General features: G+C 69.1%; 27 protein-coding genes. 16 read left to right on the top strand and 11 right to left on the bottom strand.

The window, feature by feature from the left end:
- Window positions 1-44: 44 nt before the first annotated feature.
- From IEX72_RS11550 to IEX72_RS11530, 5 genes are all read left to right on the top strand, one after another.
- Window positions 45-1,295, top strand: a complete 1,251-nt coding sequence (locus IEX72_RS11550) for a pyridoxal-phosphate-dependent aminotransferase family protein (RefSeq protein ID WP_188787543.1) — start codon at window positions 45-47, stop codon at window positions 1,293-1,295.
- 75 nt (window positions 1,296-1,370) lie between these two features.
- Window positions 1,371-2,081: a cupin domain-containing protein gene (locus IEX72_RS11545; RefSeq protein ID WP_188787542.1), complete on the top strand. Its 711-nt coding sequence runs from the start codon at window positions 1,371-1,373 to the stop codon at window positions 2,079-2,081.
- A 45-nt stretch (window positions 2,082-2,126) separates the two neighbouring features.
- Window positions 2,127-3,509, top strand: a complete 1,383-nt coding sequence (locus tag IEX72_RS11540; RefSeq protein ID WP_188787599.1) for an O-acetylhomoserine aminocarboxypropyltransferase/cysteine synthase family protein — start codon at window positions 2,127-2,129, stop codon at window positions 3,507-3,509.
- Window positions 3,506-4,711: a homoserine O-acetyltransferase MetX gene (gene metX / locus IEX72_RS11535; protein ID WP_188787541.1), complete on the top strand. Its 1,206-nt coding sequence runs from the start codon at window positions 3,506-3,508 to the stop codon at window positions 4,709-4,711. The genes IEX72_RS11540 and metX overlap by 4 nt, the downstream gene beginning before the upstream one ends.
- 241 nt (window positions 4,712-4,952) lie before the next feature.
- On the top strand, window positions 4,953-5,327 hold the full coding sequence (locus tag IEX72_RS11530) for a hypothetical protein (protein ID WP_188787540.1): 375 nt from the start codon (window positions 4,953-4,955) through the stop codon (window positions 5,325-5,327).
- A gap of 9 nt (window positions 5,328-5,336) precedes the next feature.
- On the opposite strand, the gene IEX72_RS11525 is transcribed toward IEX72_RS11530, so the two are convergent.
- Entirely contained in the window at window positions 5,337-6,710 is a 1,374-nt protein-coding gene (locus IEX72_RS11525; RefSeq protein ID WP_188787597.1) for a cobyrinic acid a,c-diamide synthase, read from the bottom strand.
- 211 nt (window positions 6,711-6,921) lie between these two features.
- Here IEX72_RS11525 and IEX72_RS11520 point away from each other — a divergent pair, with 211 nt between their 5' ends.
- The 3 genes from IEX72_RS11520 (at window position 6,922) to IEX72_RS11510 (ending at window position 9,220) form a co-directional block, all read left to right on the top strand.
- Window positions 6,922-8,223, top strand: coding sequence for an O-acetylhomoserine aminocarboxypropyltransferase/cysteine synthase family protein (locus IEX72_RS11520; RefSeq protein ID WP_188787539.1), 1,302 nt, complete (start codon window positions 6,922-6,924; stop codon window positions 8,221-8,223).
- Window positions 8,224-8,298: 75 nt separating this feature from the next.
- Entirely contained in the window at window positions 8,299-8,688 is a 390-nt protein-coding gene (gene fer / locus IEX72_RS11515) for a ferredoxin Fer (RefSeq protein ID WP_188787538.1), read from the top strand.
- A gap of 268 nt (window positions 8,689-8,956) precedes the next feature.
- Window positions 8,957-9,220 (top strand): hypothetical protein, encoded by a 264-nt coding sequence (locus IEX72_RS11510; RefSeq protein WP_188787537.1) that lies wholly within the window; start codon window positions 8,957-8,959, stop codon window positions 9,218-9,220.
- Window positions 9,221-9,873: 653 nt separating this feature from the next.
- On the opposite strand, the gene IEX72_RS11505 is transcribed toward IEX72_RS11510, so the two are convergent.
- Window positions 9,874-10,347, bottom strand: a complete 474-nt coding sequence (locus IEX72_RS11505; protein ID WP_188787536.1) for a redoxin domain-containing protein — start codon at window positions 10,345-10,347, stop codon at window positions 9,874-9,876.
- A gap of 109 nt (window positions 10,348-10,456) precedes the next feature.
- On the opposite strand from IEX72_RS11505, the gene IEX72_RS11500 reads away from it, so the two are divergent.
- The 4 genes from IEX72_RS11500 (at window position 10,457) to IEX72_RS11485 (ending at window position 13,370) form a co-directional block, all read left to right on the top strand.
- Complete coding sequence (locus tag IEX72_RS11500) at window positions 10,457-11,449, top strand: A24 family peptidase (protein WP_188787535.1); 993 nt, start codon at window positions 10,457-10,459, stop codon at window positions 11,447-11,449.
- 86 nt (window positions 11,450-11,535) lie between these two features.
- On the top strand, window positions 11,536-11,904 hold the full coding sequence (gene hisI / locus IEX72_RS11495; protein WP_188787534.1) for a phosphoribosyl-AMP cyclohydrolase: 369 nt from the start codon (window positions 11,536-11,538) through the stop codon (window positions 11,902-11,904).
- A gap of 4 nt (window positions 11,905-11,908) precedes the next feature.
- Window positions 11,909-13,093: a DUF7118 family protein gene (locus tag IEX72_RS11490; protein WP_188787533.1), complete on the top strand. Its 1,185-nt coding sequence runs from the start codon at window positions 11,909-11,911 to the stop codon at window positions 13,091-13,093.
- Window positions 13,094-13,097: 4 nt separating this feature from the next.
- Window positions 13,098-13,370, top strand: coding sequence for a hypothetical protein (locus IEX72_RS11485; protein WP_188787532.1), 273 nt, complete (start codon window positions 13,098-13,100; stop codon window positions 13,368-13,370).
- 5 nt (window positions 13,371-13,375) lie between these two features.
- On the opposite strand, the gene glmM is transcribed toward IEX72_RS11485, so the two are convergent.
- Window positions 13,376-14,743, bottom strand: a complete 1,368-nt coding sequence (gene glmM, locus IEX72_RS11480; protein ID WP_188787531.1) for a phosphoglucosamine mutase — start codon at window positions 14,741-14,743, stop codon at window positions 13,376-13,378.
- A gap of 95 nt (window positions 14,744-14,838) precedes the next feature.
- Here glmM and hisA point away from each other — a divergent pair, with 95 nt between their 5' ends.
- Entirely contained in the window at window positions 14,839-15,564 is a 726-nt protein-coding gene (gene hisA / locus IEX72_RS11475; RefSeq protein WP_188787530.1) for a 1-(5-phosphoribosyl)-5-[(5-phosphoribosylamino)methylideneamino]imidazole-4-carboxamide isomerase, read from the top strand.
- 50 nt (window positions 15,565-15,614) lie between these two features.
- On the opposite strand, the gene IEX72_RS11470 is transcribed toward hisA, so the two are convergent.
- Complete coding sequence (locus IEX72_RS11470) at window positions 15,615-16,610, bottom strand: tyrosine--tRNA ligase (RefSeq protein ID WP_188787529.1); 996 nt, start codon at window positions 16,608-16,610, stop codon at window positions 15,615-15,617.
- A gap of 110 nt (window positions 16,611-16,720) precedes the next feature.
- Between IEX72_RS11470 and IEX72_RS11465 the strand changes: the two genes are divergently transcribed.
- Window positions 16,721-17,038: a PLDc N-terminal domain-containing protein gene (locus IEX72_RS11465; protein WP_188787528.1), complete on the top strand. Its 318-nt coding sequence runs from the start codon at window positions 16,721-16,723 to the stop codon at window positions 17,036-17,038.
- 17 nt (window positions 17,039-17,055) lie between these two features.
- On the opposite strand, the gene IEX72_RS11460 is transcribed toward IEX72_RS11465, so the two are convergent.
- From IEX72_RS11460 to IEX72_RS11450, 3 genes are all read right to left on the bottom strand, one after another.
- Window positions 17,056-17,985 (bottom strand): branched-chain amino acid transaminase, encoded by a 930-nt coding sequence (locus tag IEX72_RS11460; RefSeq protein ID WP_188787527.1) that lies wholly within the window; start codon window positions 17,983-17,985, stop codon window positions 17,056-17,058.
- Between the two features lie 116 nt (window positions 17,986-18,101).
- Window positions 18,102-18,806, bottom strand: a complete 705-nt coding sequence (gene ribB / locus IEX72_RS11455) for a 3,4-dihydroxy-2-butanone-4-phosphate synthase (RefSeq protein ID WP_188787526.1) — start codon at window positions 18,804-18,806, stop codon at window positions 18,102-18,104.
- Window positions 18,803-19,513 (bottom strand): DUF120 domain-containing protein, encoded by a 711-nt coding sequence (locus IEX72_RS11450; protein ID WP_188787525.1) that lies wholly within the window; start codon window positions 19,511-19,513, stop codon window positions 18,803-18,805. The genes ribB and IEX72_RS11450 overlap by 4 nt, the downstream gene beginning before the upstream one ends.
- Before the next feature lie 367 nt (window positions 19,514-19,880).
- On the opposite strand from IEX72_RS11450, the gene IEX72_RS11445 reads away from it, so the two are divergent.
- Window positions 19,881-21,095, top strand: a complete 1,215-nt coding sequence (locus IEX72_RS11445; RefSeq protein ID WP_188787524.1) for a PQQ-dependent sugar dehydrogenase — start codon at window positions 19,881-19,883, stop codon at window positions 21,093-21,095.
- Window positions 21,096-21,122: 27 nt separating this feature from the next.
- Here IEX72_RS11445 and IEX72_RS11440 read toward each other — a convergent pair whose 3' ends face one another.
- Together IEX72_RS11440 and IEX72_RS11435 are read right to left on the bottom strand one after the other, a co-directional pair.
- Window positions 21,123-22,625: a sodium:solute symporter family protein gene (locus IEX72_RS11440; RefSeq protein WP_188787523.1), complete on the bottom strand. Its 1,503-nt coding sequence runs from the start codon at window positions 22,623-22,625 to the stop codon at window positions 21,123-21,125.
- Window positions 22,618-22,845, bottom strand: coding sequence for a DUF3311 domain-containing protein (locus IEX72_RS11435; protein ID WP_188787522.1), 228 nt, complete (start codon window positions 22,843-22,845; stop codon window positions 22,618-22,620). Before IEX72_RS11435 ends, IEX72_RS11440 begins: the two co-directional genes overlap by 8 nt.
- Window positions 22,846-23,109: 264 nt before the next feature.
- On the opposite strand from IEX72_RS11435, the gene dnaG reads away from it, so the two are divergent.
- Entirely contained in the window at window positions 23,110-24,885 is a 1,776-nt protein-coding gene (dnaG, locus tag IEX72_RS11430; protein WP_188787521.1) for a DNA primase DnaG, read from the top strand.
- A 10-nt stretch (window positions 24,886-24,895) separates the two neighbouring features.
- On the opposite strand, the gene IEX72_RS11425 is transcribed toward dnaG, so the two are convergent.
- Window positions 24,896-25,345, bottom strand: a complete 450-nt coding sequence (locus IEX72_RS11425; protein ID WP_188787520.1) for a GNAT family N-acetyltransferase — start codon at window positions 25,343-25,345, stop codon at window positions 24,896-24,898.
- On the bottom strand, window positions 25,342-26,607 hold the full coding sequence (locus tag IEX72_RS11420) for a DUF92 domain-containing protein (protein WP_394354609.1): 1,266 nt from the start codon (window positions 26,605-26,607) through the stop codon (window positions 25,342-25,344). Before IEX72_RS11420 ends, IEX72_RS11425 begins: the two co-directional genes overlap by 4 nt.
- Window positions 26,608-26,724: the final 117 nt, after the last annotated feature.

Raw genomic sequence — 26,724 nt, 5'->3', positions numbered from 1 at the left:
CTCAAACCCGTGCCGCTTATGTCCCAGCGCCGTAAGTTCCGAGTATGGACGAGGACTTTCTTCTCCTCAATCCGGGCCCGGTTCCGGTCACCGATGAGGTGTCGGCCGCGATGGACGAGCCGATGGTGTCCCACCGGTCGGCGTCGTTCGAAGCGGTCTACGAGCGCGCACAGGACGGCCTCGACTACGTCTTCGAGGCGTCGACGCTCGACGGAACGGCGACCGAAACCGACGCGGGCGGGACCTCGCTCGTTCTCAACGGCACCGCGTCTATGGGCATGGAGACCGCGGTCGCGAACCTCGTCGGCAGCACGGGACAGAGTCCCGCGAGCGACCGGACACAGTCCGGTACCGCGGGCGACCACGTCGTCGCCCTGGTCAACGGGAAGTTCGGCCGGCGGTTCGCCCGGATCGCCGAGCGCTACGCCGACGTGACGCGCGTGGAGGTGCCGTGGGGCGACTCGATCCCGCTGTCGGATGTCGCCGCCGTCGTCACCGACGACACCGACCTGGTGACCATGGTCCACAACGAGACCAGTACTGGACTCCTGAACCCCGTTGCGGGGGTGGGCCGGATCGCCGACGCCCACGACGCCCGGTTCGTGGTCGACGGCGTCACCTCGATCGGCGGCGACGTGTTCTGTCTCGACCCCTGGAACGTCGACATCGCGATCACCGACGCTCAGAAAGCGCTGGCGGCGCCGCCGGGGATCAGCGCGATGTACGTGACCGAGGAGGTGGTCGACGACCTCGACGGCGAGTCGGCGCCGTTCTACCAGGACCTCGAGTGGCACCTCCGGAAGGCCGAGTCCCACCAGACACCGTTCACCAGCGCCGTGCCGCTGTTCCGCGCGATGGCGGTCGCGGTCGAAGACATCGTCGCCGAGACCATGCCCGCACGGATCCGGCGCCACCGCCGGCAGGCCGCGGCGTTCCGCGCGGGGTTCACCGGGATGGGGCTGGAGCTGTTCGCGAACGCCGAGGACGCCACCGTGCTCTCGAACACCGTGACCGCGGTGTCGCTGCCCGACGCCGTCGCCGGCGACGACGCCGACGCGTTCTTCGACGGCGTCGAGGACCGAAACGTGAGCATCTCCGGGGGCCAGGCCCACCTCGGCGGCACCATCTTCCGGGTGAGCAACATGGGCGGGCTCCCGGACGAGGCCATCCTCCGGGGCGTCCGGGTCGTCGGCGAGGCGATGGCCGACGCGGGCGTCGACGTCGATGTTGATGCCGGGCTGGCAGCGGCCCGCGCGGAACTCGATATAGCGGAGGCCGCACCCGCCGACGACTGAGGGTCGGGAGTCCCCGTGGCTCCTGTTCGAGTCCCGGAGAGACGAGGTTTTCACGCCTGGCGTCCAATCCGGCGTATGTCCACATACGTGACCGGTCGTACCCTCGACGAGCGGGGTGATCCGGTCCCCGGAACGGGGTTCGAGGTGGCGGCGGGGAGCGACCTCGACGACCGGATCGGCCGGCGGGCCGGTCCGATAGCCTCTCACCCGACCCGGTCGGTCTGGGGGATCCCGCTGTCCGACGGCGACGGCCCGATCCGGACGCTCAGCGTCTTCGGTGCGGGGTACGGCGGGCCGCCGGCGCACCACCACGAGCGGAGCGTCGAACGGTTCGCGGTCGAATCCGGGTCGCTGACGGTGACCCTCGACGGCGCCGAGCGGACGGTCCGGGCTGGGGAGTCCGTCACGGTCGACACCGGTGTTGTCCACTCGTTCCGAAACCGGACCGCCGAACGCGCGTTGGTCGAGACGGAGATTCGGTCGCCCGGGCGCCTCCGACAGGTCCTCCCGACACTCGGCGGATTGGCACACGACCGGGCGCGATCGGCCGAGGACCCCCTCCAGCGGGCGCTCGTCGCCGACGCGCTCGACGGCAACACCACGTTTGTTCGCGGCGACGGGGTCGCCGGGGTGGCGGCCCGCGCGCTCGTGCCGGCCGCCCGGCTGGCTGGCTATCGGGCCGCGTACGCGACCTACCTCCAGCCGGGGTTTTGGCGCGCCCACGTCGAACAGCCGACGGCGTCACCCGACTCGGCCGACCGCGGTCCACCGGACCCCGGACCGTAACCGCTGGTTATAAGTCGGCGAGCGAATATGCGTATTACACATACGATGGTCGATGGGTTCCACACCCGGAGTCTGCACGCCGGCCAGACGCCGGACGAAGCGACGGGGGCACGCGCGCCGCCGATCCACCAGACCACCTCCTACGTCTTCGAGGACGCCGACCGCGCGGCCGACCTCTACGCGCTCGACGCCGACGGCGACGTTTACTCCCGGATCTCGAACCCGACCACGCGGACCCTGGAGCAGCGCCTCGCCGCCCTAGAGGGTGGGACCGCCGCGGTCGCGACCGCATCGGGGATGGCCGCACTCGACACCGCAACGAGCGTGCTCGCCGCGGCCGGTGACAACGTCGTCGCCTCCGCGGACATGTACGGCGGGACCGCGACCTACCTCTCCAGGATGGCGACGCGCCGCGGGGTCGACGTCCGCGTCGTCGACACGCTGGATTACGACGCGTACGCCGACGCAATCGACGACGACACCGCCTACGTCCACGTGGAGACGGTCGCGAACCCGTCGCTGAAAACGCCCGACTTCGAGCGACTCGCCGCGGTCGCCCACGAGGGACACGCGCCGCTCGTCGTCGACAACACCTTCGCGACACCCTACCTCTGTCGGCCGATCGAACACGGCGCCGACGTGGTGTGGGAGTCGACCACGAAGTGGATCCACGGGTCGGGTACCACGGTCGGCGGCGTCCTCGTCGACGGCGGGACGTTCCCGTGGGACCGCGCCGACTACGACGAGCTCTCGGGGGAGAACCCCGCCTTCGACGTCGATTTCGTGGAACGGTACGGCGACACCGCCTTCGCCAACGTCGCCCGCCAGCGCGGGCTCCGGACGCTCGGAAACCAGCAGTCGGCGTTCGACGCGTGGCAGACCATCCAGGGGCTGGAGACGCTCCCCCTCCGAATGGCGCGGCACTGCTCGAACGCCCGCGGGGTCGCGGCGTTCCTCCGTGACCACGAGGACGTGGCGTGGGTGTCGTACCCCGGGTTCGGAGACCACCCCACCCACGACAACGCGACCCGATACCTCGGCGTCAACGACGGCGACGGCAGCGACTCGACGGTCGCGACCGGCACCGATGTGGACGGCTACGGCGGGATAGTCACGTTCGGGGTGGCGGCGGGCTACGAGGCGGCAAAGCGGACGTGCGAGGCGACCGACCTAGCGTCGTTCCTCGCGAACATCGGCGACGCGAAGACCCTGATCATCCACCCGGCGTCGACGACCCACGCCCAGTTGAGCGAAGAAGAACAGCGCGCTGCGGGCCTCTCGCCCGAGATGCTCCGGCTGTCGGTCGGGATCGAAGAGCCGGGAGACATCATCGCCGACCTGGACCGGGCGATCCGGACGGCGACGCGGCGGGTGTCCGCCGGGGAGCCGTCGGCGGACGCCGGCGACAGAAACGGGGGAGAGACATGAAGACCGACACCGCCACCGTTTCCCTCGGTCGGTTCGATTTCGCCTCCGGCGACGAGATCGAGAATCTGGAGGTCGCCTACGAGTCCTACGGCGAGTTCGACGGCGACAATGCCGTGCTCGTGTGTCACGCCCTCACCGGCAGCCAGAACGTCGCGGGGTACGGGTCGGAGACGACCGGTCAGGCCCGGGCGTGGTGGAACGACATCGTCGGCCCGGGGAAAGCGATCGACACCAACGACTACTACGTCGTCTGCGCCAACGTTCCTGGTTCCTGTTACGGCACCACCGGGCCGCCGTCGACCGACCCCGAGGGTGACGTCTACGGCACCGATTTCCCGCCGGTGACAGTGGGCGATTGGACCCGCTCGCAGCGCCTCCTGCTCGACGAACTCGGCGTTGGCCGGCTCCACGCGGTGGTCGGCGGCAGCGTCGGCGGGATGAACGTCCTCGACTGGGCGAAGCGGTACCCCGACGACGCCCGATACGTGGTGTCGGTCGCGGGCGCGGCGCGGCTCGGCGCCCAGTGTCTCGCCTTGGACGCCGTCGCGCGCCGCGCGATCACCACCGACCCGAATTGGAACGGCGGCGACTACTACGGCGCCGACGCCGAGCCCAAAGACGGCCTGGCGCTGGCCCGCCAGATCGGCCACATTATGTACCTCTCGAAGGCGTCGATGGAAGGGAAGTTCGGGCGGCGGTCCGCCGGCCGCGACGCCCAGCGGGACTCGTTCCCGTCGGATCCCGCGGCGGCCTTTTTTCCGTACCGCGACGTGGAGTCGTACCTCGACTATCAGGCCGAGACGTTCATCGACCGGTTCGACGCCAACTCGTATCTGTACCTCACCCGCGCCATGGATGACTACGACCTCGCGGAGGGGTACGAGGACGACGCCCGCGCGGTGGCGGCCTTCGAGGGCGAGGCGCTCCTGCTTTCGTTTACCGGCGACTGGCACTTCACCTCCGAGCAGTCCGAGACCGTCGCTGCGGCGTTCCGGGAGACGGGCATCCCCGTCGCCCACCATGTTGTCGAGTCCGATCACGGCCACGACGCGTTCTTGGTCGAACCAGAGAAGGTCGGCCCGCCGCTCCGTGACTTCCTCAGCGACGGCGTTGACGGCCGCGCGGTCCACGACACCGACGAGGCGGGTAACACCGGCGGCGACTTCGCGCCGGTCCACGCGTCGCTTTTCAGCAATCGGTAGCCCGACGCAACGGCCGGCGTGGAGCCGCGTACTCACCGAGTGTGTCGTGCGGATCACGCGGGAGAACGGCGCCAGCGTTGCGCGGGCGGTGTCCCTGTCCGCTGGTGACGCGAAACACCGTCGATCTCGGATCGGCCCGAACGCCGGAGCGAAGCGGCGATGACGGTTCGGTGGCGGACCCGGATGGCCCACGGCCACCAGGACCCGAACGCATTTTCGACTCCGCGTCCACGCACACCGTATGCGATACGCCGACTTCCTCGCCCGGATCACAGGGCTGTGTGTCGCCGTCGCGGGCACCGCGCTCGTCGGACGGGAGTTCCTCGTCGGTATCCCCGGCGGCATCCGGGAGGTCGCCGTTGCCGCGCCCGGGTCCCTCTCGGCGCCGGGAGTCGCGACCGTCGGCATCGGTGCCGCGTTCGTGGCCGCCGGTCTCGCGGTCCTCGCCGGCCGCTGGCGGTGGGTCGCGGTGTCTGTCGGCGGGGTCGCTGCGGTCGTCGCCGTGGCGTCGCTGGCGGTCGGGATCGGGTCGTCGGCCGCGGTGGTCGGAGTCGGTGTCGCCGGACTCGCGCTCCTCTTTGCGGGGGCAGCGAGCGGCGGACCCGCAGTCGGGTGAGCCCCGCGCTCACTCCACGGCGGCGGCGGCCACCCGGTCGAGGAAGGTGTCGACGGCGCCGCTCTCGGGGTGGAGGTGGCAGTACGTCCCGAGCGTCCGGTATTCGGTGAGGCCATCGCGTTCGTCGGCGATTCCCGACCCCCGGTGAACCTCGAACGCGAACCGGGCGTCGCTGTCGACGTCGGCGCTGGAGTAGTGGAACTCGTGGCCGCGGCGGATCTCGCCCGTGGCAGCCGAGAGGCTGTCTCGTTCGGCGCGGAGTTCGACGTGCTCCAGCGCCTGGTAGCGGTCGGCCATCCGGACGTCGGCGGGAAGCACCCCCGCCATCCCGTGGGTGTTGCCGTCGACTGTCGTGAGCGACTCCGACAGCGCCATCAACCCGCCGCACTCCCCAAGAGTCGGGGTTCCGGCCGCCGCCCGCTCGGCGAGGGCCGCCAGTGCTGTGCTGTCGGCGAGCGCCGGTCCGTGGAGTTCGGGGTAGCCACCCGGGAGATAGACGCCGTCACACGCCGGAAGGTCGTCGCCGGCGACCGGCGAAAACGTGACCACGTCGGCGCGCTCCCGGAGGCGTTCGAGCGTGGCGGGGTAGACGAAACAGAAGGCCGGGTCGCGGGCCACCGCGACGGTCGGGCGGCCGTCGTCGCGTGCGGTCGACGGATCACGGGCGGCGCGTGCGGTCGACGGATCACGGGCGGCGCGTGGCCTCGGCTCGTGCTCCGGCCCCACCGGCGATCGCGCGACGTCGAGGAGTCGGTCGGTTCGGATCGTCTCCGCGGCCGCGTCCAGCGCCGCAGGGTCGAGCGGTGCCTCCGTGCCCATCTCCAAGCCGAGGTGGCGGTCGGGGATCACCAGATCCGAGTCGGGCGGGAGCCGTCCGAAGAAGGTGAGCCCCGCCGGAAGCGCGTCACGGATCCCCTCGGCGTGGCGGCCGCCGTGGGCGCGCTGGGCCAGGATGCCCGCGACATCGACGTCGACGCCGGCGTGGGCCGCGTACTCACGGAACCCGTGGGCCGTCGCCGCGACACTCTCCATTCCGGCTTTGGCGTCGACGACCAGCACCACCGGGAGACCCAGCGCCGCCGCCACCATCGCGGTGCTCGAACAGTCGCCGTCGTAGAGCCCCATCACGCCCTCAACGACGCAGATATCGCCGTCGCCACGGGCGTAGTTCCGGCGAAGCCCCTCGGTGCCTTCGAGCCACAGATCGAGCGTCCGCGAGGGGGTCCCGGCGACCTGGGCGTGGTGGCTGGGGTCGATGAAGTCGGGGCCGGCTTTCGCGGGTTGGACGTTGTGGTCGGCTTCCTGAAGCGCCCGGATCACCGCGAGCGTTGCGACGGTCTTGCCGACGCCGGACTGTGTGCCGCCGAGCACAAACTCCTTCATCCGCTCGAACCGTTGGGGAAGCACCAGCAAATGTCTGTCGTCGACGGCCGCGACGGGCCGTTCGAAGTCGGCGTCGACAGCGAGGCGTTCGGGCTGCGCCGGTTCCACCGGTGACTCCGACGGCCGCGCCGCCCGCGGATCGTGCGTCGAAGATACCGGCGGTACTTGTTACCGACGCGCCGGTTAGGTAACCGGTCCGCGAAAGCGAGGTATGGCAGATCAAGAAGACACGCCGCTCGGGTTCGGGACGCGAAGCCTCCACGCCGGACAGGAACCCGACCCCGCCACGGGATCGCGGGCACAGCCGATCCACCAGACGACCTCGTACGTCTTCGACGACGCCGAGGACGCCGCGGGGCAGTTCGCCCTCGAGAAGGAGGGGTTCATCTACTCCCGGCTCATGAACCCAACGGTTGCGACGCTGCAGGAACGGTTGGCGTCGCTGGAGGGCGGGATCGGCGCCGCCGCGACCGCCTCGGGGATGGCTGCGCTCGATCTCGGGACGTTCCTGCTCGCGTCAGCCGGCGACAACGTGGTCACCGCGGCGTCGCTGTACGGCGGCACCTACACCTACTTCACCCACACCGTCGAGCGCCGCGGCGTCACGGCGAAGTTTGTCGACACTCTCGATTACGACGCCTACGAGGAGGCGATCGACGAAGACACCGCCTACGTCCACCTGGAGACGATCGGCAACCCCGCCTTAGTCACACCCGACATTGAGCGGGTCGCCGACATCGCACACGACCACGGCGTCCCGCTGTTCGTCGACAACACCTTCGCGACTCCCTATCTGTGCCGGCCGATCGAGCACGGCGCGGACCTGGTGTGGGACTCGACCACCAAGTGGCTCCACGGCGCGGGTACAACTATCGGCGGGGTCCTCGTCGATGGCGGGTCCTTCGACTGGGCCGACCACGCCGAGAAGTTCCCCGAGATCGGGGCTCCGAACCCCGCGTACCACGGCGTCAACTTCGCAGAGCGGTTCGGTGACGCCGCGTTCACCTACGCCGCGATCGCGAGGGGCCTACGCGACCTCGGGAACGCCCAGTCGCCGTTCGACGCGTGGAACACCCTCCAGAAGCTGGAATCGCTGCCGATGCGGATGGAACGGCACTGCGAGAACGCGATGGCCGTCGCGGAGTTCCTCGAGGATCACGACGCGGTGTCGTGGATCAACTACCCCGGCTTAGAGAGCCACGAGACCCACGCGGAGGCCAGCGAGTACCTCGAGGGCGGCTACGGCGGCATGATCACGTTCGGGCTGGCGGCGGGGTACGACGCCGCCCGCGACACCGTCAACAACGTCGAACTCGCGTCGCTTCTCGCGAACGTCGGCGACGCAAAGACTCTGGTGATTCACCCGGCGTCGACGACGCACCAACAGCTCACCGAGGACGAACAGAACGCTGCGGGTGTCACGTCCGACATGGTCCGGCTGTCGGTCGGGATCGAAGACAAAGAGGACATCATCGCCGATCTCGAGCAGGCCATCGCGGCGGCGACGAGCTGAAGCGGCCGCCGGCCCCTCCGTCGGCCCGGATCGAACAGCAAAGTCTAATGGGATGGCACCACAACAATTCTATTGATGCCTACAGTAGAATACCTGAACTACGAGGTAGTCGAGGACGAGGGCTGGGACATGGACGCCGACGACCTCTTCGAGAAGGCAGATGGCGCCGACCTCGGCGACGAGGACTACGGCACGCTCGAGGTCAACCAGGGCGAGTACATCTTGGAAGCCGCCGAGGCGCAGGGCTATGACTGGCCGTTCTCGTGCCGCGCCGGCGCGTGCGCGAACTGCGCCGCGATCGTCAAGCAGGGCGACATCGATATGGATATGCAGCAGATCCTCTCCGACGAGGAGGTCGAAGACAAGAACGTGCGGCTGACCTGCATCGGGTCGCCCGCCGCCGACGAGGTGCGGATCGTCTACAACGCGAAGCACCTCGACTACCTCCAGAACCGCGTCATCTGAGACACGGCGTCCGCGTTTCCGGACGCTCGCGAGGCTGCAACGCCGCAGTATATCCGTCGTGACGCTTTCCTACCGGCGAACCCCCGTTCGGTGCCGAGGCGCGTGCGGCCGGCGATGTCGACTCAGGCTGCGTCCTCCCACGCTGTCCCGCAGAGCGCCGCGTCCGCCGTCCGCACTCGGTAGACGGGGTCAGTATCACCTCGTGTCTCCTGTCGGCTGCTCCAACAGTCACAAGTGGTTCGGCCGCAATGCGACGTATGAGAATCCGATGGCCGACGATCCACGGGTCGAGTTGTACGAGCGACTGGCCGCGACAGCCGAGTTACCGGTCGATCGCGGGGCGAGCCGGTGGTTGGGAGAGGCCGAGGCGGTTGCCGCCGATGTTCGCGACATCGACGATCCGGCGGTCGTGGCCGATCGGGCGGGCACCGTCGCCGACCTGCTCGGGGAGATCGACGCGACCGGTCACCCCGAAGCCGACGGCCACGTGCGCAAAGCCCGGGAGCTGGCCACCCGGTTGTCGGAGCGGTAGGCCTCGGCGGTCGGGGTGCGGCTCCGCGGGGGACGTTCGAGGGACTCGCCCGGGCAGACGCCTCAGCGGAGACGAAAACGGTATGCAATCCTGGACGGGCGTGCCCGCTGTGTACCCCCTGGAGCGAGAGACGCGCGTACGGAGTATCGCAGGCTAGTACTGCTCGCTCCGTGAAGCGCAGCCTAGTACTGCTCGCTCCGTGAAGCGACGGTCGCGCGAGGGACAGTGAACTACCTCGGGGACAAGCCCCGAGGCTTCACCGTGTTGGGTCAGCACTGCGCCCGCAGGCGAATGTAATTCCCCTCGACCTTCTCTCTGAAGAGTCGGCTGGAATTCACACCCGAACACTTGCTGTGTCCGTGAGGGCCGGCGTCTCCACCCCGCCCGACAACTCCCGTCGCACCGCGCCAAAGCACGGGTCTTGAGAGGAGTCGCATTTCAAATCTTGCTCAGTCAGCATTGGATTACGGTCGTTAATCCGTCTTTGGGGGTTTCTGACTGTACTCGTTGATGCTGGCACATATTGATAAGATCTTCGTGTCGGCTTCACCCGCGGGGTCACATCGTTCGAGAATCTTCGATTCTCGTGATCACGGAAATCGAAGATTTCCGAACGACCCCGATGCACTCGCCTCGACATTCTGTAGACCGTGTCAGGCGTCTTCCACCGCATCGAGGAGCTCGTCGTAGTCTGGTTCGTTGGTCGGGTCGTCGGCGACCCAACTGTACGTGATCGTGCCCTCGTCGTCGATCACGAACACGGCCCGGTTCGCGATCCCGTGGAGGCCGAGTTCTTCGATGTCGATTTCGAGGTCGTAGGCGTCGATGGCCGCGCCGCCCATGTCACTGACGAGGTCGAACTCGATTCCGTGTTCCTCGCGGAACGACCCCTGGGAGAACGGGGAGTCGGCGCTCACGCCGTAGACGGTCGCGCCGGCGTCCTCGAACCGCTCGAGGCGATCCTGGAGCGTGATCATCTCGTTCGTACACGGCGGCGTGAACGCCCCTGGGAAGAACGCCAGAACGACCGGGCCGTCGCCCACTGCGTTGTCGAGGGCGAACGATTCGTGATTACTCGTGCCACGCGTCGCCGAAAACGCCGGTGCTGTGTCTCCGGTTTGAGGCATCAGCTATGTGTCGGAGCGCTCGAGTATTAAATCCTGCACGACCGCCTCCGGCCGCGGTCGGACGGTGTGCAAACACAAGCTACAACACCTCCGGGATCGCTCCCCCTGTATGGTCGCCAGCGTGCCGGACGTTCTCCGGTTGGCCGTGCTCCCGGTGCTCGGGTGGGCCGCGTGGCGGGACGTCAAGATCCGTCGGGTGCCGAGCCGGGCGTGGTACCCACTCGTCGGTCTCGGGGCGCTCCTGCTCGTGTGGGACGCCGTCGGGCACCGCTCGCTGTCGGCGCCGGGCGACGCGCTGTTTTTCGTTCGGGTCGGCATCAGCCTCCTGCTGGTCGCGCCGATCGCGTACCTGTTCTGGCGGCTGGGCGGGTTCGGCGGCGCCGACGCCAAGGCGCTGATCGCGATCTCGGTGCTGCTCCCGACGTTTCCGAGCTACTACTTCGCGGGGTTTAGCCTCCCGGTCGTCGTGACCACCCTGGGCGTTTTCTCCATGACCGTCCTCACGAACACCGTGGTGGTGGCCGCGGGTTATCCCCTCGCGATCCTGGCGCGGAACCTTGCTGACGGGGAGGTGACCGTTCCGGTGGCGCTGTTCGGTCGCCGGACCGATATTTCGGCGCTGCCGACCGCCCACGGCCGGCTGTTCGAGACCACCCAGGGGTACACCCGGAACGGACTCGACATCGACGCTCTCCGCATGTACCTCCGGTGGCGGGGGACGAGCCTAGCGGCCGTCCGGTCGAACCCCGGGTGGGCGCGCGACCCGGCGAGCATCGGCGAGACGCATGATCCGACCGACGGCGCGGTCGGCGCGGTCGGCGACGGCGGCGGCGAAGCCACCCCGCCCGACTCGGACGCCGCGTACGACGCCGACCCGGCGGACCCGTGGGGTGCGGACGCGTTCCTCGACAGCATCGACGGAACGGCGTACGGCACCTCCCCGGAGACACTCCGCGAGGGCCTGGCGGTCGTGACCGAACGCGACGCGGTGTGGGTCTCGCCGGGAATCCCGTTCATCGTCCCGATGTTCGTCGGGACCCTGATCGCGTTCGTCTACGGCGACGTTGTGTTCGGGGTGTTGGGCGCGCTCGGTGTGGTTTGACGGATCGACCCCGCCTCGGTCGCAGACCAAGTCGCCGCGTGAGAGGGGGCAAAAGACCTATCGGCCGGACCCGCCTGGACCTGAGTATGACAGACGACGTCGAGGTGGAGTTCGGCGCGGACGGTCTCGTCCCCGCCGTGGCGCAGGACGCCGACTCCGGCGAGGTGCTCATGCTCGCGTACGTGTCGCCGGAGGCGCTCGAGCGCACAAGAGAGACCGGCCGGGCTCACTACTACTCCCGGAGCCGCGAGGAGCTCTGGGAAAAGGGCGCCACGAGCGGCCACACCCAGGCCGTCGGGGAGATCCGCGTCGACTGCGACGCCGACACCCTCCTGTATCTGGTCGACCAGGCCGGCGGCGCGTGCCACACCGGCCACCGGTCGTGTTTCCACCGCACGGTCAACGGCGACCACGTCGGCGAGCGGGTGTTCGACCCCGACGAGGTGTACGGGTGACCCGATGTCGGGGCTGGATTCGGCAGTAGACGGCGACGACGCGGCGGCCGGCGACGCGGCGGCCCGGGTGGAGGAGGCTGAAACGCGGGCCGAAGATCTCCGGAACGCGAGAGAGCGCCTCTCGGCGGTCGAATCCGAGATCGAGTCGATCGGGGAGGCCGCCGTGGTCGACGCCGCTGACGCCTACCGGAAGGCGGCACAGCTTCTGGACCGCTACGAGGGGTCGGCGACCGGAACCGGCGACTTCCAGGCGTACGTGGAGTTTCAGGACACGTTCCTCGGCCTGGTTGAGGACCGCGACGACACGCCGGCCAGCGACGCGTTTTCGGCCGCCGGGGAGCGGTTGGACCAACGGCGGCTGAGCGAGTCCGACTTCGACGGCGCCCGGGAGGATCTGGAGCCTGCTGCCGCGTACGTCGACCTGCTCGACCGCCGCGAGGACGCCGCGGAGGCGGTCGCGAAGGCCAAACGGGACGCCCGGCTCTGCCGGCGTGCCCTCGACGAGGAGATCGACGAGCGCGCGGCGTGGTTGGCGGTCGGCGAGGCCGACCTCGACGCGCCGGTCGCGGAGCTGACCGATCCGATCGAGGCGTACAACGACGCCGTGGTCGAGGAGTTCGACGAGTTCTACGCGTCGGCGTCGATCGCCGCGGTCGTCGACTTCCTCGACCGCACGGAGGCGTTCCCGCTGGTCGAGTTCCGGTCGCCGCCGCGGGACCTCCGGGAGTTCGCCGCCGAGAGCCCCGACGCCGACGAGCCGATCCCCACCCTGTTGGAGTACGCTGACTACACCGGGTCGAAACTGGACCACTACGCCGAGGACCCCGGACTGCTCCAGACGACCGTCGCGGTCCACCGGACCTACCTCGAGCGCCTCTCGGGGGAGCCCCTAACCGTGTCGCTACCGCCGCCGCCCCGGGAGGAACTCCGGTTCCGGGCCCGCGAACTCGTGTCGCTGCTCGGGCGGTTCGCCGACGAGGAGACGGTCGCGCGGGTGAGGACCGTCCGCGACCTGACTCGGCGGGACGACTACCGGACGCTCCGCCGCGCCACTCGCGCCCACCAGGAGCTTGACGCCGACGAGCTGGCCGCGGTGCAGTCGGGAACCGCGGCGGCCGAACTCGAGCGGCTCCGGGGCGCCCGCGACCGGCTTGTGACCGCGCTTGAGGGGAGGGGCGGCGACGCCTGAGTCGATGCTCGTCGCGGCTGTCACGATCGGTGTCGGGCTCGTGTGTCTGTTGTACGGCGCGCGCTCGCTCCGAGTTGGGCGGGCGGTCCGGCGGCTCGCTGGCTCCGGGCCCGACGACTCCAGCAGCCCCGGAGATGCAACCGACTGGCTGGGGCCGGTCGACGAGGGACCGGTCGAGCCGAGAGAGACGGTTCTGGAACGCGGATCGATCGAGCGCGGCGTCGGACTGCTGGTGCTCGGCGCGGTCTGTCTGTTGTTCGGCATACTCGCCGTATGAACCGGTCAGTCGGCGGCGTCGAGCGCCGCGCGGAGCGGGTCGGCGGCGTCTTCGGCGAGCCCCCGGGCGCGGTCGGCGTTGCGGGCCTCCGCGTAGATCCGAACTTTGGGCTCGGTCCCGGACGGTCGCACCAGCACCCACGCGTCGCCGTAGTCCAACCGGTAGCCGTCTTTGGTGTCGGGGTCGGCGTCGGCCGACGCCGCGAACTCCCGGGCGGCTTCGAGCACGGCGTCGAGTTCAGCGTCCGTATCGTAGGTGAGGTTGATCCGGACGTTCTCGTAGTCGGTGTACGGCGCGACGAGCTCGCTGGCCGGTCGGTCGGCGACGAGTTCCAAGAACTTCGCCCCCGTGTAGGCGCCGTCCCGAACCAGGCGGTGGTCGGTGAAGAAGACCCCGCCGTTGCCCTCGCCCGCGATCGGCACCCGCTCGCCCGCCGCCCGGAGCCCCCGGATCCGGGTGATGATGTTGGTCGACCCGATCGGGGTGAGCTGTAAGTCCGCGCCGACCCGGTCGCAGACGTCCACCAACCGCTGGGAGACGTTCACCGCCGCGACCGCGGTGTCGCCGGGGTCGAGTTCCGCGGCCGCGAGCGCCGCCAGCGACGCCTCCCCCGCCACGAACGCGCCGGTCTCGTCCACGAAGATCGCTCGGTCGGCGTCGCCGTCGTGGGCGATCCCCACGTCCGCGTCGGCAGCGGTCACGAGCGACCGGAGGTCGTCGAGCCGGGAGGCCACCGGCTCGGGCTGTCGACCGGGGAAGAAGCCGTCGGGCGTGGCGTTGACTGTGACGACGTCGCACCCGAGCCGTCGGAAGAACTCCGGGCTGGTCAGCGCGCCCGCGCCGTGGCCGGGGTCAAGCGCGACCGTGAGGTCGGCGTCGGCGATGCCCTCGCGGTCGACGCCGGCGAGCAGGTCCGAAACGTACGCGCGGTTCGCGGCGTCGACCCGGTCAACCGCGCCGACTTCGTCCCACGCCGCGATCGCGAACTCCTCGGCGAGAATGTGCTCTTCGACCCGTTCGAGCCGGTCGACGCCGAGTTCGACCCCGTCGGCGCCGACGAGTTTTACCCCGTTGTACGCCGGGGGGTTGTGGGAAGCGGTGATCACGAGCCCCGGGCGTTCGCGGACGTCGGCGTACCGGACGGCAGCGGGCGTCGGGGTCGGTCCCAACCGGTCGACGTCGACACCGACACTCACGAGCCCGCTCGCGGCGGCGTTCTCGAACATCTCACCGGAGGTCCGCGTGTCGCGGGCCACAAAAACGCGGTCGGCCGACCACGCGGTGCCCGCGGCCTTCGCGATCCGGAGAACGAACTCGGGGGAGAGCCCCTCGCCGACGACGCCCCGGGTACCGCTCGACCCGAACAGTTGCATCGGTTCCTGTTCCGCGTTCCGCGCTCAAAGGTGTACCTCTTCGTCTGTCGATCCAGGCCGGTGCGTTTAGGCCGTCGTCGCACAGAAAGTCGGGTATGCACCAGCCGTTTCCGGAGTTCGAGGTGATCCCCGCGGTGGACATGCAGGACGGCGACGTGGTCCAACTCGTCCAAGGCGAACGCGGGACCGAAACGCGATACGGCGACCCCGTGGCCGCCGCCGAACGGTGGGTCGACGCCGGCGCGGAGACGCTCCACTTGGTCGACCTCGACGGCGCCTTCGACGGCGAGCGGGCCAACGCCGACGCGGTGGAGGCGGTGGTCGACGCCGTCGACGTGTCTGTCCAACTCGGCGGCGGGATCCGGACCGCGGCGGACGCGATCGACCTGCTCGACCGCGGGGTCGAGCGCGTCATCCTCGGCACCGCCGCGGTCGAACACCCGGAACTGGTGGGCGAGATCTCGGAGCGCTACCCCGGTCGGGTGATGGTGAGCCTCGACGCCAAAGGCGGCGAGGTCGTTGTCTCGGGGTGGACCGAGACAACGGGACTGGAGCCCGCCGAAGCCGCTGCGCGGTTCGAAAAGGAGGGTGCGGGGTCGATCCTCTTCACCGACGTCGACGTCGAAGGTCAGCAAGCGGGGGTCCAGACCGGGGTGACGGGCCGCGTGGCCGACGCGGTCGACGTTCCCGTGGTCGCCTCGGGCGGAGTGGCATCGTTGGACGACGTGGCTACCCTCCGCGACGTCGGCGCGGCGGCCGCGGTCGTCGGGACCGCGCTCTACGAAGGGACGTTCACGCTCGCGGCCGCGAAGGACGTGTAGCGGAGAACCGTGGTCGGTGGAGCCGACGCCGACGCCGCCACCGCTCCGACTCAGTCGTGGTCGGACCGGATCCGCTCGCGGCCGGGTGCGATCAGGTCGTTCAGACAGGTCGCGAGCGCCCCTTTCGCGTCGGCGGGGTGGAGTTCGCCGGATTCGAGATCCGTTTCGAGCGCGTCGTAGCTCCCGTAAGTCAGGTTTCCGCCGTACTGGTCCGGGCGCTCGACCACGACCTCCGAAAACCGCGGGAAGACGTGGTACTCGAACAGCTGGAGCACCGGGTTCTCCCGCTCCTCGCCGTTGTCGGTCGGATCGGGGTCGGCGGTGGGCGGGCAGTACGCTTTCTCGACTTTCTTCGCGATGTCGGCGCCGGAGTCCTCCATCGAGATGGAGAGCCCCCCCGAGGAGGACATCTTGCCCACACCGGTGGTGAGGTCCGCGATCAGCGGGGTGTGGAGGCACGTCGGCGCCGATGCGTCAATGCTCGGCAGCGTGTCGCGGGCGAGCATGTGGACCTTCCGCTGTTCCATCCCGCCGATCGCGAGGTCGACGTCGAGGTAGACGATGTCCAGCGCCTGCATGAGCGGGTAGACCGCGTGGGCGACGGTGGCGGTGTCGTCGCCCGCGATCTCCGCCATCGCGCGTTCGGCCCGCGACAGCGACGTCTCGAGTTCCAGGGAGTGGAGATCCAGCACGTACTCCTCGTCGAGTTGGTACTCCGACCCGAGCACGAACTCCGTCCGGTCGGGGTCCAGCCCGTAGGCGACGAACTGCTCCTGCATCCGGGTTGCGGTGTCTCTGATCTCCGCGAACGTGCCCTTGCCGTTGAGGTAGGCGTGGACGTCGGCCAGGAGCACCACCACCTCGAACCCCTCGTCTTGGAGTTCGATCAGCTTGTTCGCGGTGAGCATGTGCCCGACGTGGAGGACGCCGGAGGGCTCGTAGCCGACGTACGCCCGCTTTCCGTCGGGGGCGTCGGCCAACGCGCGTGCCTCCTCGTCGGTGACCACCTCGGCGGCGTTCCGGGTGATCCGGTCGTAGGCGTCCATACCGGTAGGAAGTCGCGACGCCGGCATATGACTTCTGGGATACGGCCGAGGCTGCCGTCGACAGCCTCGACCGGAAAGCGTCATACCGCCGCGGCTCCAACACCAACCCGATGCCAACGACGCGTTCGCCGATCGCCGTGCTGGGCGGGCTGGTCGCCGTCGCCTTCCTCCCACTGCTCGTGATGTGGGTGGTGATCGCCGACGTCGGCACGTTCGCGTACTTCCTCGGGTTCGCGGGCTACTTTCTCGTGGCCCACGTGGTGCTTCCGGGGTGGGTCTACATCGACGCGACCGGGCGGGGAAGCGACTCCGCGACCGCCTGGACCGGGGCCTGTTTTCTCGTGCCGTTTGTCGGGTTCGTGGTCTACTACTTTGTCGGGCAACCCGACGCCGCCTACGAGGTCGATCCGAGCGCCAGAGCGCCGTAATAAAAATGAGTACTGTCCTAGACGTACGTGAACCACTCCTCGTGGGCGTCGGTCCGGCGCTCCACGAGGTCGAAGAAAGCCTGCTGGAGTTCCTTCGTGACGGGCCCGCGGGAGCCGTCGCCGATGGTGACGTTGTCGACCTTCCGGATGGGCGTGACTTCCGCAGCGGTCCCGCTGAAAAAGAGTTCATCGGCGGTGTTGAGTTCCCCGCGGGAGATGCTCGCTTGGTCGTAGACGGTGTAGCCGCGCTCGCGGGCGAGTTCGATCACGGTGTTTCGTGTAATGCCATCGAGGATGCTCTGAGAGAGCCCGGGAGTGTAGATCTCGCCGTCCCGGACCAGAAACAGGTTCTCGCCCGGCCCCTCCGCGACCTGTCCTTCCTTATTCAGGACGATGGCCTCGGTGTAGCCGTTCCGGCGGGCCTCCTCCCCGGCAAGAAGTGAGTTGACGTACAGCCCGGTGGTTTTGGCGTTGGTCGGGACCTGACTGGAGGCGTACTTCCGCCACGAGGAGATCATCACCTCGACGCCACGCTCTAAGGCTTCCTCGCCGAGGTACGTCCCCCACGGCCACGCCGCGATCGCGGTGTCGACGGGGTTCTCTTTCGGGCTCACGCCCAAGGAGCCATAGCCGTAGAACGCCACCGGGCGGATGTAACACGACCGGAGTTGCTCGCGCCGGAGGAGTTCGAGCGTCGCCTCAGTGAGTTCCGCACGCGAGAACGGGACTTCCATATCGTACGGCTTCGCCGACTGGTAGAACCGGTCTAAGTGTTCGTCCCACCGGAAGATCGCGGGGCCGTTCTCGGTGTCGTAACACCGGACCCCCTCGAAGATCCCGGTGCCGTAGTGGAGTGCGTGCGTGAGAACGTGGACAGTCGCGTCGTCCCAGTCGACGAAGTCGCCGTCCTGCCAGATCGTGCCGACGTCCATCTCGTCGAATCCCATATGCCGTCGTTTGCGGCCCGGGGTATAAAATCATACAGGAGCGTCTGCGGTGGGTGAGGCGTCAGTACGGCCGGGCCGGTGGGGCCCAGATCAGCCGCGCGTGCCGGACGAGCGGATCACCCCAACCGGTCGACGATCGCCGCACCCTCGACGTAGACGTACCCGTTACGCTGGGCGTACTCCCGGGCCGCGGTCGGGGTGAGCGCCCCGCCGGAGCCGGCGTCAAGCATCTCACACACCACGGCCGCCGGCGGGAGCCCTGCGGCCGCCGCCACAGCGAGTCCGAGTTCGGTGTGGCCCCGACGGTCGGCCAACAGGTCCGGCGCGCCCCGGAGAACGTGGACGTGACCCGGGGTCCGGAACTCCGTTGCGAACGCCTCGGCGTCGTAGCCGTCGGAGCGCGCCGCCGTGGCCGCGGCGTCGGCCAGTCGGCGGATGGTGAGCGCGCGGTCGTCGTCGGTGATCCCAGTGAACGTCTCGCGGTGGTTTACCGGAAGCGAAAACGACGACCGGTTGTCGTACGCGAGGTCGTGGTCGGCAGCCGCGGGGTGGTCGAGTTCATCCTCCAAGAACGGGAGCCCCGCCGCGTCGGCGACGGCGTCGGAGACGGCGGTGCAGATCAGCCCACCGGCGTCCTCTCGGAGGTGGGCGACCGCGTCGGCGTCCACCGCGCTCGCGGGATAGACGATGTCGGTCTCGCCCTCGCGGTCGGCGGCGTCGTGGATCAGTACCGGGTTCCCATCCTGGAACGCCGCCACCGCCCGGTCGACCGCGCCTCCGTCGGCGGCCTCGGGTCCGATGTCGGCGGTCGTCCGGGTCATTCCGCCGCCTCCACTCGGACGGAGACGACCGTTCCGTCGTCAAGTCCGAGCTCGTCGCGAAGCTTCACCGGCGCGATGATCTCGAGTTGGGTCTCGTCGTGGTGGGTGCGTTCGGGAACGATGATGTGGGCCTCCTCGGCGATTTCGCCGTCGTCTGCGACGGTAGCGGCGTAACACGTTGCGGGGCCGAACGTCCGCTCGTCGTCCTCCCACCCGTCGATCTGGACACCCGGCAGCGACGACACCGCCGACCGCGCGCGCACGCTCTCGTCGTCAAGGTCGACGTTGAGCGTGCCGGGGAACGGCTCGTACCCCAGCCGATCGCGGAACTGTTCGACGTACCCCGAAAGCGAGATGTAGTGCCGGCCCTCGCCCATCCCGCTCGTGATGGTGCCTTCCAGTTCCACGGTCGACGGACTGTCGCCCTCGAAGATCCGGCGGTAGTGGTCGTACTCGCAGTGGAGCGCCGCTTCCCCGGACTCGGTGAGCGAGACCCACTGACCGTCGGCGACCACGTCCCGGTCGAGGTAGCCGGCGGATTCGAGCCGCTGGAGCCGACGGGAGGCGGTCTGGTTCGACGCGTCGAGGCGGCCCGCGAGCCCGGAACAGGAGATCTTGACCGGGCTGGACCGGCCGCCCTCGAGTGCGACGAATTTCAGCGCCGCCAGTTCGTCGTACCCGACGGCGGAGACTGCCGATTCTGACATTGACAGACGTTAGTCTGTGGCCGTGTTAAATATAACGGCTTCGAGATGTATCACAGAAACGGGATAGCGTGTGGGCGAGCGAACGGAGGAGTCATACGGACAGTGTTTCCCAGGCGGCAAAAGCGTTGCCGGCGAGCGGGTTCGCTGCGCGTCCGGTGGTCGGGGCCGAGGCCGCGTCCGGGGCTGCGGTACTGTTCAGATAAGACCGAAAGCGGGGAGAGAGGCTCGGAGATGGCCTCGAAAGCCCCCGCAGCCCCTGTCAGTCCCGCCCGGGGTCGGTTCCTTGATCACGCATCGCTTATTTGAACACTGCCGGCCGGCCTTCCGGCGGCGACAGGTGCTAGTTCAGCGGGCCCGAACAACGGGTATGAACGGCGACCGGCGGCGGTTTCTGCGGACAGGAGTCTCGGCTGGGGTGCTCGCGCTCGGTGGGTGTGCCGCAAGCCCTCCGGTCGACGACGGACGCCCGGCGGGTAGCGACGGACGCGCCGACACCGGGACCGGCGTATCCGACGACAGCCCTCAGTACGAGGTCGAAACAGTCGCTGACGACCTCGCCCAGCCGTGGGGCCTCGCTGTGTCGCCCGACGGGGCGACCTTGGTCACCGAGCGTCCGGGTGGACTTGTCCGCGTCGCCCCCGGCGGCGAGACGCGGCGGATCAACGGCGTCCCCGAGGTGTTCGCCGGCGGCCAAGGCGGGCTGTTGGACGTTGCCGTCCACCCCGGCTACCCCGATCCCGCGTGGGTGTACCTCACCTACTCGGCGGCGAACGACGCGGGCGCGACCACGACGCACCTGGGTCGGGGGCGGCTCAACCCCGATGCGGGCCGGTTGGCGGAGTTTGAGGTGCTCCACGCCGCCGAGCCGTTCGTGAACTCCGACGCGCACTTCGGCTCCCGAGTCGTTTTCGGGGCCGACGGACGGGTCTACGTCACCGTCGGCGACCGCCAGTTCAAGAACTTCGGCCCGGACCACGTCGCCCAGGACCGAACCACTGACCTCGGCGCAGTGCTTCGGTTCGATCCCGACGGGTCGATCCCCGACGACAACCCGTTCGTCGACGACCCCGACGCCCGGGATCCGGTCTTCAGCTACGGCCACCGCAACCCCCAGGGGTTGGCGGTCCACCCCGAGACGGGCGCGCTCTGGGAGCACGAACACGGCGAGCAGGACGGTGACGAGATCAACGTTCTCGAATCCGGCGGCAACTTCGGGTGGCCCATCGCGACCGAGGCGTGCACCTACGGCGGCGGCGACCCCATCGGCGTCTCCCACTCGGAGCGTGGTGACGCGATCGATCCGGTCCACTACTGGCCCTGCGGCTCCGGAGGGTTCCCGCCGTCGGGACTCGCGATCTACGACGGCGCGGCGTCGACGTGGCGGGGTGACCTGTTTGCGGGCAACCTCGCGGGCGGGTATCTCGGCCGGTTCGCCGTTGATAGCCAGGGACCCACCGAGGTCGAACGCCTACTCGACGGTCGGGGGTGGCGGATCCGCGCGGTGGCGGTCGGCCCTGACGACGGGCTTTTGATCGCAGTTGACGCCGACCCCGGGCCGTTGGTTCGGCTGACTCCGGCGTGAGCGGCGGAACGCGACCGTCGGAGGCGGTCAGTCGGCTCCGGTCCCCACCGAGAACCGCTCGGTCCGCTCGCCGACGTCGGGCGCGGTGGCGAGCGACACCCCGATCGTGAGAGCAAGCGACAGCACCATGCCGTAGAGCGCGAAGTCCCAGGTTAGGTATGTCGACCCGAAGACGGTCACGCCGCCGACGGTGGTCGCCGGCACGAACACGTGCGCGAGGTAGTACAGTTGTGACCCTCCGATCCCGGCGAGCATCCCTCGCCGTGTCGTTTTCGGCCAGTACAGCGCCACCAACACCGGAAGCGCAAGCTGGGCGTACCCGCCGAAGGCGGTGTCGCCGACCTGAACCAAGGTTCCGGGTCGGAACAGGCTGGCGACGAACGTCCCGGTCGCGAAAACGGCGACTCCGATCCGGGCGAGCCACGCCTCCCGCTCGTCGTCGGCAGCGGGGTTCACGAACGGCCGGTAGAGGTCGCGGGTGAGATACGATGACCCCGAGAGGAGCATCGAATCCGACGACGACATCATGGCCGCCATCGCGCCGGCGACCACGAGCGCCGCGAACCACGCCGGGGTGTAGGCGTTCAACAGGACGGGAATCACGTTCGCGCCCTCCGGCACCGACACGCCGAGCCCCGCTGCCCACGTTCCGAGCAGGAACGCCGGAACGAAGAGCAGAAGCACCAGCGCCGGCCACAGCGTGAACGATCGCTTCAGCACACGGGCGTCCTTCGCGACGAAGAACCGCTGGTTGATCTGAGGGAACATCGTGACCCCGAACGCGATCGTGACGGCTTGCGCGATCATCCACTGCGGGGAGTAGACCCCGCCGCCCAGCGAGAGGAACTCGGGGCGATTCGTCGCGAGCGACGCCGACACCTCCGGGAGGCCGCCGGCGCTCGACAACACCCACCCGACCGCGACCCACACGATCCCGAGCATAAACACCCCCTGGATGGTGTCGGTCCACGCGACGCCGCGGAGCCCCGCGAGCACGACGTAGCCGATCATAAACAGCGTGATGAGCGCCGCGCCCGCCCAGTAGGGGACCGTGCCGTCGGTCAGCCCGACAATGGCCTCGCCCGCCCCCATCTGCTGGAGCATGACGTAGGGGAACAGCCAGAACAGCGACACCCCCGCCACCAGCGCGCGGAGGCGGTTCGACCCGAAGCGGTCGCCGAGCATCTCCCCGAGGGTGACGTACCCCTCCGCGCGGCCGATGAGCCACTGGCGGTAGCCGATGACGTACCACAGGACCGCAAACAGCAGGCCGTCCATCACCCCCATCACCAGGATCCACTCGGGGCCGGCGGCGTACGCGAGGTTGGGACCGCCGAAGAACGTGAACGCCGACAGCAGCGTCGCGAACGTGGTAAACAGCAGCACCACCGTCCCGATCGACCGCCCCGCGAGGTAGTAGTCCTCGGCGTCGCGGCCGGTCAGTCGGTACGCAGCGGTCCCAACCACGAGCGCGACGACCAGGTACGCCCCGATCACGCTCAGTTGGACCGGGAGCGCCGACTCAGCCATCCGTCCCCTCCCGGTCGATGTCCATCCCGCGGTCCCACGCCCCGCGGGTGAAGCCCGCGAACGCGACCGCTGCGAGCACCATCCACCCGATGTGCCACCACAGCCAGGTTGGCAGCCCCGCCCACGTCGCCGTGGAACCCCACAGGAACCACGGGATTCCGAACGCTACGAGCAGTCCGAAAACGGCTATCCAGAGATAATCGTTCGTCTTTCGCGGCATCGAATCAGACTATGTACTTGGTGCCCGTAAATATTTCTCTTTTAGATTCGAAATTGCGTATCGAAGAAATATTTTCTTCGGAAACGCGCGCCGGATCGACTCGATGCCGCGTCGGGGTGATCGGCCACACACGTTCCGCCGGACCCGCGGGGCGGGGTTCCGGAGTACGACAGTTATTTGCCGGGAGCGGCCCGTATATAAACACGTCATCGGGTTTCCCATGACGCGCACATCACTCACACGCCCCCGCAGGGGGATTCACCAATGGAAGACACCGAAAAATACCTCATTCACGCGGCAATCACGGCGGACGGCGTCGTGGAGCGCTCCGACGTCGTCGGGGCCATCTTCGGGCAGACCGAAGGCCTCCTCGGCGACGACCTGGACCTCCGCGACCTCCAGCAGTCGTCGAAGGTCGGACGCATCGACGTCGAGATCGACTCCCAGAACGGGCAGTCGTTCGGCACGGTCACCATCGCGAGCACCCTTGATCGGGTCAAGACCGCGATCCTCGCCGCCTCACTCGAGACAATCACCCGAGTCGGGCCCTGCCGGGCCACCGTGGAGGTCACCGACATAGAGGACGTCCGGGAGGCAAAGCGCCGGGAGGTGGTCGAGCGCGCGAAGGAACTCCTCTCGGAGTCGTTCGACGAGAGCGTGATGTCCTCCACGGAGATTCTCGACGAAGTCAAAGAGAGCGTCCGGATCGAAGACATAAGCGAGTACGAGGGCCTGCCCGCGGGTCCGCACGTCGGCGAGTCGGACGCGGTCGTCGTGGTGGAGGGTCGCGCGGACGTGCTGACGCTCCTCCGTTACGGCGTCAAGAACGCCGTCGCCGTCGAGGGCACCAACGTCCCCGGCGCGGTGGCGAATCTCACCCAGGACCGAACCACCACCGCGTTTCTGGACGGCGACCGCGGCGGTCGACTCATCCTCCGGGAGTTGGCGCAGGTGGGCGACGTCGACCACGTCGCGTTCGCGCCCGAAGGGCGCTCGGTTGAGGACCTCGAACGCCACGAGGTGTTCGCGGCGCTCAGGGGGAAAGATCCGATCGACGCGGTCGAATCGGACCCATCGCCGCCGACCGACGACGCCGAGGGTGAGCCGCCGGACCCTCACACGGGGTCGCCGACGACTGAGTCGGCGACCCCACCGCCCGGGACTCTGGACGCACAGGAGTACGAGTACGACGCCCGTGACGGGGCGCGGGGCACCCGCCCCGGCGCGGCCGACTCAAATCCACCCGTTGCCGGCGACAGCGAGGAGACCGAGGCGTCAGCCGACGCCACGCTAGCGACCGACGACCCCGACGGGAGAGTTCCGGTGTCGAACGGTGTCGACGGGGCGACCGCGTCCGAGGGATCGGACACGCCGGACGTAACAGACACGTCGGACGCAACAGACACGTCGGACGCAACAGACACGTCGGACGCAACAGACACGCCGGACGCAACAGACACGCCGGACGCGACGGCGTCTGTCGAGCCGGATACAGTCGACGACGCCCCCGAGAACTCGGCTGGCGACGCAGGTCACGACGCAAGCGAAGAGGCCACGGCACCCGACACCAGCCACGTCGACAACGAGCAGGTCGAGGGAGACAACGAGCAGGCCGAGGGCGACAACGAGCGGGTCGAGGGCGGCAACGAGCAGGCCGAGGGCGGCAACGAGCAGGTCGAGGGCGGCAACGAGCAGGTCGAGGGCGACGACGCTGACGGCGCTGGAGTCGAGGGCGCCCGGCGCTCGTTGGCGGACCACGTCAGGGAGGTTGTCGGCGGGAAGCGTGGGACGGTCCGGCTGCTCGACGACGACCTCGCGGCGGTCGCCGAGGCCCCCGCCGGCGACGCGTTCGACGCCATCGCCGACGCCGACCCCGCGCCGTACGCGGCCGTCCTCGACGGTGAGTTCACCCAGCAGCTGCTCGACATCGCGGCACAGCGCGGCGTCAACCACGCGGTCGCCGCCACGACCGGGGAGTTCGTTAAAAAGCCCGTTGGCGTCCGACTCCGGACCGCAGACCAACTCGCGATCCCGAACTGAGGGCTGCTCCTCACCCGGCGTTGTCCGGCACGTCGTAGGCGTACACCACCGCCTCGTCGGAACACCCGTTGACCGACTCGTAGAACGCCGGCCGGCGGTCGATCGGCGCGAATCCGGCGGAGTCGTACAGCGACCGCGCGGGGTCGTTGTCCGCAGCGACCGCGAGCGTCACCCGCGTCCCGGGCGCTTGGCGGGCGACGACGGCGCCTAAGAGTGCTTCGGCGTGGCCCTCGCGGCGGTGATCGGGGTGGACGACCAGTTCCGCGAGATGCGTGTCGCCCTCGCCGATCACGAGGGCGTACCCAACCGGCCGGCCGCCGGGGGCGTCCGCTCCGGTGACGGCGACCAGACACGTCCCCAGCGCCCCAGCCGTCGCGAGCAGTCGTGGCGACGGACCGGCGAGACACGACTGGAGCGCCGCGACCGTGGCCGCGTCGTCAGCGCGTGCAGGTCGGATCACGAAGCCGTGAGAACCACGAGTGCCGCAAGCGCGCTGACGGCCGCCCCGACCAGCGTGGCCGCGAAGTTGACCGCCTCGTTTCCGAACCCGGGCCCCTCAACCGTCGCACCCAGGACGCTGTCGACGGTCATCCCCACCACGCCGCCGGCCGCGACCGCGGCGCCCCCGAGCGTCGAAACGCCGGGGAGGAGTCCGAGCGCGACGCTGGCGACGACCGCCGCGCCGGCCAGTCCGAACACCTCCCCCTGCCAGGTGACGCCGCCGTCGGTCCCGGGCGGCACGCGCTCCAGCGTCGTGATGAGCCGCGGGTTGTCGTAGAGTCCGCCGAGTTCCGAGGAGAGGGTGTCGCTCAGCGCCGCGGCCATAGAGCCCGCGAAGGCGTACTGGAACAGCGTCCCGTCGATCGGGAGCGACCCGCTAGCGGCGAAACAGAGCACACACGCCAGCGCGACAGCGGCGTTCCCGAGGACGTTGCCGGTGCCGCGGGCGCCCTCGTTCTCCTCGGCGATGCCGCGGCGCTTCTTGTCGTCGTACCGGAACTTGGTGGAGAGCGCGCCGATGGCGAAGAAGGTGATGAGCACCGCGAACCACCCGAATCCGCCGAACACGACGACGAGCAGTCCCAACAGGACGCCCGAGAGCATCCCCGCAACCGACGCGGTGCCGAGCGCGTAGGAGGTGTACCCGAGCGCGACCGTGATCGCGAGGCCGGCGGCGACCTCGACCGTCCCGACCCCTGTCGCCAGCCCGTCGAACAACCACAGCAACAGTCCGGTCGACAGCATGACCACGGGATCGTCGCGCTCGAACAGCATCTCCCGGAACAGCGCGGCAACGAGCGTTCCCGCGACCGCGAGGAAGGCAAAGCGGGCAAGCAGGACGGGTGACGACGTCAGCGACGCCACCGCGGCCTGGCCGCCCACACCCGCCGCGCTGCCGCCGGCAGCGAACCCCGCGACCCCCAGAAACGGGTTGTCGGAGGTCTCGGCGACCAGCCGCTTGCCGAGGTTTCCGTACGCGAGTACCAGAACCGCGGCGGCGAAGAGCCCAACCGGGAGCCCGATCTCGGTGGCGAGAATCGCGAGGCCGGCAGCGGCGAGCGCGAAACCGGCCAACCCGTTCAGCCGACCCTCGCGCCTGTCGGCCGGCCGAGCGAAAACGTCGAACAACGGCCCGTCCGTGATGACGAACGCGGCGAGAAGCGCCACGGCGGCGAAGGGGGCGAACGCGGCCCGTTCCAGCACGGGCGCGGCCACCGCCACCGTCCCCACGAGGGCGAAGCCGCCCGCCCGCCGAAGCGTCGGTTGCACGCCTTCGGCTACCCCCGACGCGCACTTAACCCTCCCGACATCGGGCATTTCGCGTCGACGCCGGTGAGT

It is taken from the genome of Halobellus salinus (assembly GCF_014646875.1).
Lineage (GTDB): Archaea > Halobacteriota > Halobacteria > Halobacteriales > Haloferacaceae > Haloquadratum > Haloquadratum salinum.
The sequence above is the reverse complement of the archived record's forward strand: the minus strand, read 5'-3'. Positions and strand labels throughout refer to the sequence as shown.